Source organism: Aquabacterium sp. A08 (assembly GCF_011742065.1).
This window is the reverse complement of sequence record NZ_JAAQQT010000525.1, coordinates 1-10985: the sequence shown is the minus strand read 5'-3', so window position 1 is coordinate 10985 and position 10985 is coordinate 1. Positions and strand designations below refer to the sequence as shown.

9 protein-coding genes and 2 pseudogenes are annotated in these 10985 nt (G+C 71.1%); 6 read left to right on the top strand and 5 right to left on the bottom strand.

Annotation, left to right across the window (positions count from 1 at the left end; genetic code table 11):
* Nucleotides 1-222: pseudogene (locus HA630_RS03875) on the top strand (FHA domain-containing protein); the annotation flags it as partial.
* A gap of 4 nt (nucleotides 223-226) precedes the next feature.
* Here HA630_RS03875 and pyrF read toward each other — a convergent pair.
* The gene (gene pyrF, locus HA630_RS03870; RefSeq protein ID WP_208299954.1) at nucleotides 227-1063 is read right to left on the bottom strand and encodes an orotidine-5'-phosphate decarboxylase; all 837 of its coding nucleotides are present in this window, start codon (nucleotides 1061-1063) and stop codon (nucleotides 227-229) included.
* 34 nt (nucleotides 1064-1097) lie between these two features.
* On the opposite strand from pyrF, the gene HA630_RS03865 reads away from it, so the two are divergent.
* Genes HA630_RS03865 through HA630_RS03850 form a run of 4 tightly spaced genes read left to right on the top strand, consistent with a single transcriptional unit; the run spans nucleotide 1098 to nucleotide 5087 of the window.
* On the top strand, nucleotides 1098-2591 hold the full coding sequence (locus HA630_RS03865; RefSeq protein ID WP_166832482.1) for a DHA2 family efflux MFS transporter permease subunit: 1494 nt from the start codon (nucleotides 1098-1100) through the stop codon (nucleotides 2589-2591).
* Between the two features lie 11 nt (nucleotides 2592-2602).
* Nucleotides 2603-3373 (top strand): class II glutamine amidotransferase, encoded by a 771-nt coding sequence (locus HA630_RS03860; protein ID WP_166832481.1) that lies wholly within the window; start codon nucleotides 2603-2605, stop codon nucleotides 3371-3373.
* The gene (locus tag HA630_RS03855) at nucleotides 3370-4746 is read left to right on the top strand and encodes a DASS family sodium-coupled anion symporter (RefSeq protein WP_166832480.1); all 1377 of its coding nucleotides are present in this window, start codon (nucleotides 3370-3372) and stop codon (nucleotides 4744-4746) included. Before HA630_RS03860 ends, HA630_RS03855 begins: the two co-directional genes overlap by 4 nt.
* Nucleotides 4747-4754: 8 nt before the next feature.
* Nucleotides 4755-5087 carry a multidrug efflux SMR transporter gene (locus HA630_RS03850; RefSeq protein ID WP_166832479.1) on the top strand — a complete coding sequence of 111 codons (333 nt, stop codon included), beginning with the start codon at nucleotides 4755-4757 and terminating at the stop codon, nucleotides 5085-5087.
* A gap of 349 nt (nucleotides 5088-5436) precedes the next feature.
* Here HA630_RS03850 and gshB read toward each other — a convergent pair whose 3' ends face one another.
* Both gshB and gshA read right to left on the bottom strand, forming a co-directional pair.
* On the bottom strand, nucleotides 5437-6423 hold the full coding sequence (gene gshB / locus HA630_RS03845) for a glutathione synthase (RefSeq protein ID WP_166832478.1): 987 nt from the start codon (nucleotides 6421-6423) through the stop codon (nucleotides 5437-5439).
* Nucleotides 6420-7715: a glutamate--cysteine ligase gene (gene gshA, locus HA630_RS03840; protein WP_166832477.1), complete on the bottom strand. Its 1296-nt coding sequence runs from the start codon at nucleotides 7713-7715 to the stop codon at nucleotides 6420-6422. Before gshA ends, gshB begins: the two co-directional genes overlap by 4 nt.
* A gap of 137 nt (nucleotides 7716-7852) precedes the next feature.
* Between gshA and HA630_RS03835 the strand changes: the two genes are divergently transcribed.
* Nucleotides 7853-9031 carry an MFS transporter gene (locus tag HA630_RS03835; RefSeq protein WP_166832476.1) on the top strand — a complete coding sequence of 393 codons (1179 nt, stop codon included), beginning with the start codon at nucleotides 7853-7855 and terminating at the stop codon, nucleotides 9029-9031.
* Between the two features lie 129 nt (nucleotides 9032-9160).
* Here the strand turns inward: HA630_RS03835 and HA630_RS03830 are convergent, their stop codons facing one another.
* Both HA630_RS03830 and HA630_RS03825 read right to left on the bottom strand, forming a co-directional pair.
* Nucleotides 9161-10669 (bottom strand): M20 family metallopeptidase, encoded by a 1509-nt coding sequence (locus HA630_RS03830; protein WP_166832474.1) that lies wholly within the window; start codon nucleotides 10667-10669, stop codon nucleotides 9161-9163.
* Between the two features lie 22 nt (nucleotides 10670-10691).
* A pseudogene (locus tag HA630_RS03825) lies at nucleotides 10692-10985 on the bottom strand (methyl-accepting chemotaxis protein); the annotation flags it as partial.

Genomic DNA, 10985 nt, shown 5'->3' with positions numbered 1-10985 from the left:
GCGGGCAAGGCCATGACGCTGACCAAGGTCGTCACCACCCTGGGCAAGCCCGGGGTGGCGGTGGCCGCCATCAACCACCGGGGCGATGGCTACACCCTGACCCACGTGGACGGCGCACCGGCCCGGGTCAACGGCCAGGCCCTGGCGGACACGCCGGTGGTGCTGCACCCCGGCGACCAGATCGAACTGGCCGGCACGCAGATGCGTTTCGAGCGGGGCTGAGGGCTCAGCGGCCGGCGTGCAGCGCGTCGCGGGTCTGCAGGGCCACGCGGCGCGCGGCCTCGGCAAAGTCGTCCCCCGCACTGGCGTACAGAATGGCCCGCGAGGAGTTGACCGCCACCGGCCCAGTGGTCTGCCCAGCCTGGCCGCGCCAGCCGGCCTGCACCGTGGCGCGGGCATCGCCGCCCTGGGCACCCACACCGGGGATCAGCAAGGGCAGCGTGGGCGCCAGTTCGCGCACGCGTGCGATTTCGGCCGGGTAGGTCGCGCCCACCACCAGCCCCATCTGGCCGTTCAGGTTCCAGGGTCCCTGGGCCAGGCGGGCGATGTGTTCGTACAGCAGGGGCTGCCCGTCCACGCCGGCCAGGCGCTGGCTCTGGAAATCGTCGCCGCCCGGGTTGCTGGTGCGGCACAGCAGGAACACGCCCTTGCCGGGGTATTGCAGGTAGGGCTGCACCGAATCGAAGCCCATGAAGGGCGACAGGGTGACCGCGTCGGCGCCGTAGCGTTCGAAGGCCTCCTTGGCGTATTGCTCGGCGGTGCTGCCGATGTCGCCGCGCTTGGCGTCCAGGATGATGGGCACCTGGGGCGCGGCCACGCGCATGTGCGCCATCAGCCGTTCCAGCTGGTCTTCGGCGCGGTGCGCGGCGAAGTAGGCGATCTGCGGCTTGAAGGCCATGGCCAGGTCGGCGGTGGCGTCCACGATGGCGGCGCAGAAGTCGTAGATGCGGCGCGGGTCGTCGCGCCAGTGCGCGGGAAAGCGGGCGGGCTCGGGGTCCAGGCCCACGCACAGCATCGATCGGTTCTGGCGCTCGGCCGCGCGCAACATGTCGGTGAAGTCCATGCCGGGTATTGTAGGGAGGAGCGACAATGGCCCCATGAGCGATGCGCCCCCGCCTCCCCCCGGCAGCCTGCAGGCCCTCAAGGCCGCACACGGCCCGCGCTACCGCTGGCTGCTGCTAATGTCGGTGATGGTGGGCACCATGGCGGCCATCATGTCGTCCACGGTGGTCAACGTGGCCATTCCCGACATGAGCCAGCACTTCGGCCTGGGGCAGGAGCGGGCGCAGTGGGCCACCTCGGGCTTCATGGCGGCGATGGTGGCGTCCATGCTGACCACGCCCTGGATGCTGAGCCGCTTCGGCTTCCGCCTGACCTACACGCTGTCGATGTGGCTGTTGCTGGCCGGCGGGCTGGTGGGCGGGCTGGCCCACAGCTACCCGCTGGTGCTGGCGGCGCGCGTGGCCGAAGGGCTGGCCGCCGGGGTGGTGCAGCCGATCCCGGCCATCATCATCCTGCGGGCGTTTGGCCACGAGGAACAGGGCCGGGCCAGCGGCATTTTCGGCATGGGGGTGGTGCTGGCACCGGCGCTGGGCCCCAGCCTGGGCGGGGTGCTGGTGGACGCCTTCGGCTGGCGCTCGATCTTTTTCATGGTGGTGCCGTTCTGCCTGGTGTCGCTGTGGCTGGCGCGGCGCTACGTGCCGGTGACCGGCCCGGGTGGCGTGGCGCGGCAGGCCGGGGTGTCGCTGGACGGCTGGGGCCTGCTGCTGGCCAGTGGCGGCACGGTCTGCCTGCTCAACGGGCTGGTGCAGTGGCAGGCCGGGCAGCCGCTGCTGGCCGCCGGCCTGCTGGGCGCCGCCGGGACGGCGCTGCTGGCGTTTGTGGCCTGGCAGCGCCGCCTGCTGCAGCGCCACCGGGCCGGGGCGGCGCTGCAGCCGCTGATGGACCTGTCGCTGTTCCGCTGCCGCCCGTTTGCCATGGGCAGCCTGGTGGCCTTCATCTACGGCACGGCCCTGTTCGGCTCCACCTACCTGCTGCCGGTGTACCTGCAGATGGGGCTGGTGCTGTCGCCGTCTTACGTGGGCGCGCTGCTGCTGCCGGCCGGGGTGGTGCTGGCGCTGACCATCGCCGCCGTGGGCCGCCTGGCCGACCGCTACCCCACCCACGTGCTGGTCAGCCTGGGCCTGCTGCTGCTGGCCGTGTCGTTCGCCGGGGTGGGGCTGTTGTCGCCCAACACGCCGCTGGTGTGGCTGGTGGTGCTCACGGTGGTCAGCCGCATCGGCCTGGGCTTTGTGCTGCCCTCGCTCAACCTGGGGGCGATGCGCGGGCTGCCGTCGGCGCTGATCGCCCAGGGTTCCAGCGCCATCAACTTCCTGCGCATGCTGGGGGGCGCGGCCGGGGTCAGCCTGTGCGGCATCGTGCTGGAATGGCGGCTGGCAGCGCACGGGGCCAGCCTGGCCGCCGGTGGACCGCCAGCGCCCCGCCTGAACGCCTTCCACGAAACCTTTGCCGGGCTGGCCGCGCTGTGCGTGCTGGCCCTGTGGGCGGCCTGGCACCTCCAGAGCCGCCCGCCCGCCCCGCAACGAACCTGACCGACCCGACCATGTGCCAACTGCTCGGCCTCAACTGCGCCACCCCCACCGACGCCCACTTCAGCTTCGCCGGCTTCAGCCGCCGCGGCGGGGGCACCGACCACCACGCCGACGGCTGGGGCATCGCCTTTTTCGAGGGCCGGGGCCTGCGCCTGTTCGTGGACCACCTGAGCGCGCACCAGTCGCCCATGGCGGCCTTTCTGCGCAACTACCCGCTGAAAAGCACCAACATCATCGCGCACGTGCGCAAGGCCACGGTGGGCGCGGTGAAGCTGGAAAACGCCCACCCCTTCACCCGCGAGCTGTGGGGCCAGCACTGGGTGTTTGCCCACAACGGCGACCTGAAATACTACCAGCCCCACCTGCACGCGCACTTCCGCCCGGTGGGCGACACCGACAGCGAACGCGCCTTCTGCTGGCTGATGCAGGAACTGGCCAAATCCCACGCCGGGGTGCCCACGGTGCGCGAACTGACGCTGACGCTGCAGGAACTGGTGCCCCAGGTGCGGCGCTTTGGCACCTTCAATTTCCTGCTCTCCAACGGCGAGGCGCTGTGGGCGCACTGCAGCACCCAGCTGCACTACCTGGTGCGGCAGCACCCGTTTGCCGCGGCCACCCTGATGGACGAGGACTGGACGGTGAACTTCGCCGAGGTGAACGGCCCGGACGACCGCGCCGCGGTGGTCGTGACGACGCCGCTGACGCGCAACGAAACCTGGACCGCGTTCGCGCCGGGCGAACTCAAGGTCTTCGTCCACGGCCTGCCGCTGGACCCGGCATGAGCGCCGCGCCCGCCCCCTGGACCGCGCTGGGCTGCCTGGCCCTGGCCGCCGGCGTGACCGCGCTGCTGCCCGAAGGCGGCCCGCTGCGCGCCGGCCTGGGGCTGTTCGCCCTGATCGGCAGCCTGTGGCTGACCCAGGCCTTGCCCCTGAGCTTCACCGCGCTGCTGGTGCCGCTGCTGGCGGTGCTGGCCGGCGTGCTGACGGTGCGTGAGGCGCTGGCCGCCTTTGCCCAGCCCGTCATCTTCCTGTTCCTGGGGGGGTTTGCGCTGGCCGCCGCCCTGTCGCGCCAGCGGCTGGACCACGCGCTGGCACTGGCCCTGCTGCGGCTGGCGCGCGGCCGCACCGCCTTGGCGGTGCTGGGGCTGTTCGGGCTGACGGCGGTGCTGTCCATGTGGCTGAGCAACACCGCCACCGCCGCCATGATGCTGCCGCTGGCGCTGGGCCTGCTGCCCGACCCGCAGCGCGGGCCGCCCGAGGCCCTGTCCGCCCGGCGCACCCGCGCCTTCGTGCTGCTGGGCCTGGCCTACAGCGCCAGCATCGGCGGCATGGGCACGCTGGTGGGCAGCCCGCCCAACGCCATCGCCGCCGCGCAGGCGGGCATCGGCTTTGCGCAGTGGCTGGCCATCGGCCTGCCACTGGTCGCGGTGCTGTGGCCGCTGATGGTCGGCCTGCTCTACCTGCTGCTGCGCCCGCGCTTCGCGTCCGCCGGCGCCGAGACGCCACGGCCCGACACCGAAGCGCCCGAGCCCTGGACCTGGACGCGCGAACGGGTGCTGACCCTGGCCATCTTCGGCCTGACCGTGACCGGCTGGGTCGCTGGCGCGCCACTGGCCCGGGCGCTGGGGCTGCAGGCCGACATCGACACCCTGGTGGCGCTGGCCGCGATCGCCCTGCTCGGCGCCAGCGGCGTGCTGCGCTGGGACGACCTGGAACGCCAGACCCAATGGGGCGTGCTGCTGCTGTTCGGCGGCGGGCTCACGCTCAGCCAGGTCATGTCGGTCACCGGCGGCAGCGACTTTCTGGCCCAGGGCCTGATGGCCTGGGTGGCCGGTGCCCCCACCTGGCTGGTGCTGCTGGCCCTGGTGGCGTTTGTGGTGATGCTGACCGAACTGGTGAGCAACACCGCCAGCGCGGCGCTGATCGTCCCCATCGCCCTGGGCATGGCGCCGGCCTGGGGACTGAGCCCGGTGGCGGTGGCCGCGGCGGTGGCGATGTCGGCGTCCTGCGCCTTCATGCTGCCGGTGGCCACACCGCCCAACGCCATCGTCTATGGCTCGGGCGGCGTCTCGCCGCGCACCATGATGCGTGCCGGCCTGGGCCTGAACCTGCTGGCCATCGCGGTCATCACGGCCGTGGCACCACACTGGCGTTGAGCGTGCCCATGAACCCCTACCTCGCCCTCGGGCTTGCCACCGTGGCGGAAGTGATCGGGACCTCGGCCCTGAAGGCCAGCGACGGTTTCACCCGACCTGGGCCGGCCCTGGTGGTGCTGGTGGGCTACGGCATCGCCTTCTACTGTCTGGGCCTGGTGTTGCGCAGCGTGCCCATGGGGCTGGCCTACGCCATCTGGTCGGGCCTGGGCATTGTGCTGATCACGGCGGTGGGCTGGGTCGTGTACCGGCAGACGATCGACCTGCCCGGGCTGCTGGGCATGGGGCTGATCGTGGCCGGGGTGCTGGTGATCCACCTGTTCTCGCGCAGCGCCGGGCACTGAGGCACAGCGCGGCGCCAACGGACACGCCCACCGCATCGGCCAGCCAGTCGACCGCATCGCCCTGGCGCCAGCCGGTGGCACTTTGCGCCAGTTCGATGCCCACGCCCAGGCACAACAAACCCGGCCACAGCCGGCCCCAATGGCGCGGGTAGGCCACGGCGCCCAGCAGGGTGAGCAGGACAAAACCCAGGGCGTGCTGGGCCTTGTCCCAGACGCTGAACGCTTGCAGCGGCAGCTGCGCCACCGGCACCAGCGACAGCGCCACCACCGCGGCCACCGCGGCCCAGAACACCGCCGCTTTCAGCCCCGCGGGCACCCGCGCTGCGGCGCCCAGCCACGCGCCCAAGGGTCAAGCCTCCGGCTGGGGCGCGTCAGGGGACGCCGCGCCCAGCGCGCGCTCCAGCGCATCGACGAACATGCCCGGCGCGTCAAACCCGGTCTGCTGCTGGATTTCCTGGAAACAGGTGGGGCTGGTGACGTTGATCTCGGTCACCTTGTCGCCGATCACGTCCAGGCCCACCAGCAGCAGGCCGCGCGCGGCCAGCCGCGGTGCGATGGCGCGGGCAATCGCCCAATCGCTGTCGCTCAGCGGCTGGGCCACGCCCTTGCCGCCGGCGGCCAGGTTGCCGCGTACCTCGGTGCCTTGGGGAATGCGCGCCAGGCAGAACGGCGCCGCCTCGCCGCCGATCAGCAGCAGGCGCTTGTCGCCGGCCACGATCTCGGGCAGGTAGCGCTGCACCATCACGCTGGTGTGGCCGCCGTGGTTCAGCGTTTCCACGATGGAGCCGAGGTTCATGCCGTCGGGCCCGACGCGGAAAATGCCCATGCCCCCCATGCCGTCCAGCGGCTTGAGGATGATGTCGCGGTGCTCGGCGTGGAAGTGGCGGATCGCCTCGGCCGAGCGCGTCACCAACGTGGGCGGCGCAAAGTCGCCAAACTCCATCAGCGCCAGCTTTTCCGGGTGGTCGCGCAGGGCCTGGGGGCGGTTGAACACCCGGGCGCCCTCGCGCTCGGCCTGCTCCAGCAGGTGGGTGGCGTAGAAGTACTCGCTGTCGAACGGCGGGTCCTTGCGCATCAGCACCGCGTCAAAGTCCCTCAGCGCCTCGCGGCCCTGGTGGAGCACACGGTACCAGTCGTCGGCGGCGCCGGTGAGCTCGATGTAGCGCAGCAGCGCCGTCACCGGCTCGCCGCTCTGCCACTGCAGGTGCGCCGGCTCGCAGGCCGCCACCGCGTGGCCGCGGCGCTGCAACTCGCGCATCATGGCGAAGGTGCTATCCTTGTAGGTCTGGAAGGTGGCCAGCGGGTCGGCCACAAACAACACGCGCCGCGCCGTCATGCGTAGTCCTCGGCGTTGGGGTCGGTGGCTTCCAGTTCGTAGCTGGCCGCCAGCATGGCCAAGCGCCCGATCACGCCGTACATGTAGAAGCGGTTGGGCACGCTGGCGCCGGGCTTTTGCCCCGGCTGCGGCTGCTGCGCGCTCTTCTCGAAGGCCAGCGGCACGAAGCTGGCGCCCGGCGCGTTCAGGTTTTCGTCCACGCCGCGGTCGGCGTGCACCCGGTAGAAGCCGCCCACCACGTAGCGGTCCATCATGTACACCACCGGCTCGGCCACGGCGTCGTTCACCCGTTCGTTGGTCAGCACGCCTTCCTGGATGATCACGTCCGACACCTGCTGGCCGTCCTTGATCACGTTCATCTTGTTCTTGGTCTTGCGGTTCAGCGCCTCCAGCTCCTTGGCGTCGCGCACCGTCATGATGCCCATGCCGTAGGTGCCGTTGTCGGCCTTGACCACCACGAAGGGCTTTTCCTGGATGCCGTATTCCTTGTACTTCTTCTTGATCTTGGTCAGCAACGCGTCCACGTTGGTCTGCAGGCACTCCATGCCGGTGCCTTCAGCGAAGTTGACCTCGCCGCAGTGGTTGAACATCGGGTTGATGAGCCACGGGTCCATGCCCAGCAGCTTGCCAAAGCGCTTGGCCACTTCCTCGTAGGCCTTGAAGTGCTGGCTCTTCTTGCGCACGTGCCAGCCGGCGTGCAACGGCGGCAGCAGGTACTGCTCGTGCAGGTCTTCCAGAATGCCAGGCACGCCCGCGCTCAGGTCGTTGTTGAGCAGGATGGTGCAGGGGTCGAAGTGCTTGAGGCCCAGGCGGCGTTTGTCGCGGATCAGCGGCTCCAGCGTCACCTGCTCGCCGTTGGGCAGCGGGAAGGTGGTGGGTTCCTTGATCTCGGGGTTCATCGAGCCCAGGCGCACGTTCAGGCCGGCCTGGTAAAAAATTTTCTGCAACTGCGCCACGTTCATCAGGTAGAACATGTTGCGGGTGTGGTTCTCGGGCACCAGCAGCAGGTTCTTGGCCTCGGGGCAGATTTTCTCGATCGCGGCCATGGCGGCCTGCACCGCCAGCGGCAGCATCTCGGGCGTCAGGTTGTTCCAGCCGCCGGGGTAGAGGTTGGTGTCCACCGGCGCGAGCTTGAAGCCGGCGTTGCGGATGTCCACCGAACTGTAAAACGGCGGGGTGTGCTCCATCCACTCCAGGCGGAACCAGCGCTCGATCACGGGCGTGGATTCGAGGATGCGCTGTTCGAGTTCGTTGATGGGGCCGGTCAGGGCGGTGACGAGGTGGGGAACCATGGGGAAGCCCTTTGCGTGGGGAATGCGGACGTGGAAGGCGATTTTAGAGAGTGGGGATGAATCGTGCCATTCCAAGGGGCCGCGGCGGCGACCCCGGCCGCCCCGCCCACCGGCCCTTCGTATATAAACGCTTGGTTATGAACAAAAACCTCTGGCTGCTGGCCGCCGCGCAAGGCCTGTTCCTCACCAACAACGTGGTGTTCATCGCCATCAACGGCCTGGTGGGCCTGAGCCTGGCGCCCGCCGGCTGGATGGCCACCCTGCCGGTGATGGGCTACGTGGTGGGCGGCGCCCTGTCCACCGGGCTGGTGGCGCGCAGCCAGGCGCGCTGGGGGCGGCAGGTGTCGTTCCAGCTGGGGCTGGCGGTGGCGCTGGGCTCGGCCCTGCTGTGCGCGGCCGCGCTGCACCTGGGCAGCTTCTGGTTGCTGGTGCTGGCCACGGTGGTGGCCGGCTACTACAGCGCCAACGGCCAGCTCTACCGCTTTGCCGCCGGCGAACTGGCGGCACCGGCCTACCGCGAAAAGGCGGTGTCGCTGGTGCTGGCCGGCGGGCTGATCGGCGCCGTCGCCGGGCCCAACCTGGCCAACCACACCCGCGACGGCCTGGGTGCGCCCTTCCTGGGCGCCTACCTGGCGCTGGCCGGGGTGGCGCTGCTGTCCATGGCGGTCATGGCCGGCATCCGCTTCCCGGCGCAGCCGCCCCGGGCCCCCGGCGCCGCCAGCGGGCGGCCGCTGGGCGAGATCCTGCGCCAGCCGGTCTTCGTCGTCGCCACCGTGGGCGCGGCGCTGGGCTACGGCGTGATGAACCTGCTGATGGCCGCCACGCCCCTGGCCATGCAAGTCTGCGGCATGCCGTTTTCCGACGCGGCCCTGGTGCTGGAGTGGCACGTGATCGGCATGTTCGCGCCGGGCTTTTTCACCGGCCACCTGATCAAGCGCTTCGGCGTGCTGCCGGTGATGGGCGTGGGGGTGCTGCTCAACGCGCTGTGCATCGGCATCGCCCTGTCGGGGCAGGACCTGCACCAGTTCCTGGTGGCGCTGTTCCTGCTGGGCGTGGGCTGGAATTTCCTGTTCACCGGCAGCACCACCCTGGCCATGCAGGCCTACCGGCCGGAGGAAAAGGACAAGGCGCAGGCGGCCATCAACTTTTTCGTGTTCGCGACCATGGCGGTGACCTCGTTCGCCTCGGGCGCGCTGGTGACGACCCAGGGCTGGGCGCTGTTGAACCTGGGCTCCCTGCTGCCGGTGGCGCTGACCGGCGTGGCCCTGCTGTGGCTGGCGGCCCGGCGCCGCGCCCACTCCCGCGAAACCGTCTGAAATCTCCCATCAGCGCCACGCGTGCCACGCTGGTGATGGGGTGGGCCGTGTCGGCCGATTTTCTGGCCGCGCAGCGGACAGATGAGGCCGGCGCGGCGCGCGCCAGCACCAGCCCCCGGATCAGGGCCATCAGGGCATGCGCGCCATCACCTCGGCCACCGCGGCGGTCAGGCGCTGCGCAAACGGCACGTGCAAAAACTCGTTCGGCCCGTGGGCGTTGCTCTTGGGGCCGAGCACGCCACACACCATCATCTGCGCCGTCGGGAAGCCCTGACTCAGCAGGTTCATCAGCGGGATGGTGCCACCCTGCCCGATGAAGCCACACGGCGCGCCGAAATGCGCCTGGCTGGACGCGTGCAGCGCCTGCTCGAACCAGGGCGTGGTGGCCGGGGCGTTCCAGCCGGTGGCCGCGCCTTCGGGCTCGAACGTGACCTTGGCCTGGTACGGGGCGTTGTCTTCCAGCAGGGCTTTCAGGTCCTGCACCGCCTGGGCTGCGTCCACCCCCGGCGGCAGGCGCAGGCTGAGTTTGAACGCGGTGTAAGGCCGCAGCACGTTGCCGGCGTTCTGCAGCGCGGGGAAACCATCGGCCCCGGTCACGCTCAGGGTCGGGCGCCAGGTGCGGTTGAGCAGCGCCTCCACCGGGTCGGTGGTGGTGGGCAGGGCAAACAGGGTGGCGCCACCGCAGTCGTGGTGCGCCCAGGGGAAGCGGCGGTAGACCTCCTCGCCCAAGATGGCGGCGGTGGCCCGCGCCTGTGCCAGCCGTTCGACCGGCACCTCCACATGGAACTGGGCCGGCAGCAGGCGGCCGGTGGCGCTGTCCTCCAGGCGGTCCAGCACCTGGCGCATGATGCGAAAGCTCGACGGCACCAGGCCCGAAGCGTCGCCGGAGTGGACGCCCTCGGTCAGCACCTCGACCTTGAGGACGCCGCTGGCCACGCCGCGCAAACTGGTGGTGAGCCAGAGCTGGTCGTAGTTGCCGGCGCCACTGTCCAGGCAGACCACCAGGCCCACGTCGCCCAGGCGCGGCCGCAGCGCGTCCACGTAGGGCAGCAGGTCGTCGGAACCGCTTTCCTCGCTGGTTTCGATCAGGCCGACGATGCGCGGGTGCGCCGCCCCCTGGGCCTGCAGCGCCTGGATGGCGGTGACGCTGGCGTAGACCGCGTAGCCGTCGTCTGCGCCGCCGCGGCCATAGAGCTTGTCGTCGATCAGCCTGGGCGTCCACGGCCCCAGATCGCTGCGCCAGCCGTTGAACTCGGGCTGCTTGTCCAGGTGGCCGTACATCAGCACCGTCTGGCCGCTGGCGGGCGCGGCGCCGCCGTGGCGCCCGGCGCTGGCCGGCACCTCGAACCACAGCACCGGGGTGCGCGGGCGGCCATCGGGGTGGGTCAGGCGCACCACCTCCAGCGTCAGGCCGGGCACGCGCTGCGCCGCCACCCAGTCGGCGGCTTCGCGCAGCACGGTGTCGAGGTGGCCGTGCGCGGCCCAATCGGGGTCAAACGCCGGCGACTTGGCCGGCACGGCGATGTAGCGGTGCAGCGCCGGCAGGATGCGCTCCTGCCAGCGCGAACGCACCCAGGGCTGGAGTGCGGCCGCGTCCAACACTGCGGCCTGGGCGGGGTCGGGCAGGCGGGTGTTCATGCGGCAGGCGGCCGGACAGGGGTCAGAAGCTTTCCCAATCGCCGTCGTCCTGCGCGGCGGCACGGGGCGCGGGTTTGGCAGGCGCCTTGGGGGCAGCCACGGCCGGCGGGCGCGCGGCCGGAATGGCCTTGGCGCGCGGCGCGGCGTGGGGCTTGGGCGCGGGCAGGCCGCTGGCGCCCGGCTTGGCCGGGGCGGGCCGCGGCGGGGCGCGGCGCGGGGCCACCGGCGCCAGGCTGTGGCTGGCGTCGCCGGTGCGGAAGGCGGCAATCGCCTGCGACAGGCGCTCGGTCTGGTCGCGCAGGCTTTCGGCCGCGGC

Excerpts from the sequence above, each read along its gene's own strand:
- pyrF (WP_208299954.1), bottom strand. The coding sequence starts at position 1,063 with ATGGACTTCACCGACATGTTGCGCGCGGCCGAGCGCCAGAACCGATCG.
- HA630_RS03865 (WP_166832482.1), top strand. The coding sequence starts at position 1,098 with ATGAGCGATGCGCCCCCGCCTCCCCCCGGCAGCCTGCAGGCCCTCAAG.
- HA630_RS03860 (WP_166832481.1), top strand. The coding sequence starts at position 2,603 with ATGTGCCAACTGCTCGGCCTCAACTGCGCCACCCCCACCGACGCCCAC.
- HA630_RS03855 (WP_166832480.1), top strand. The coding sequence starts at position 3,370 with ATGAGCGCCGCGCCCGCCCCCTGGACCGCGCTGGGCTGCCTGGCCCTG.
- HA630_RS03850 (WP_166832479.1), top strand. The coding sequence starts at position 4,755 with ATGAACCCCTACCTCGCCCTCGGGCTTGCCACCGTGGCGGAAGTGATC.
- gshB (WP_166832478.1), bottom strand. The coding sequence starts at position 6,423 with ATGACGGCGCGGCGCGTGTTGTTTGTGGCCGACCCGCTGGCCACCTTC.
- gshA (WP_166832477.1), bottom strand. The coding sequence starts at position 7,715 with ATGGTTCCCCACCTCGTCACCGCCCTGACCGGCCCCATCAACGAACTC.
- HA630_RS03835 (WP_166832476.1), top strand. The coding sequence starts at position 7,853 with ATGAACAAAAACCTCTGGCTGCTGGCCGCCGCGCAAGGCCTGTTCCTC.
- HA630_RS03830 (WP_166832474.1), bottom strand. The coding sequence starts at position 10,669 with ATGAACACCCGCCTGCCCGACCCCGCCCAGGCCGCAGTGTTGGACGCG.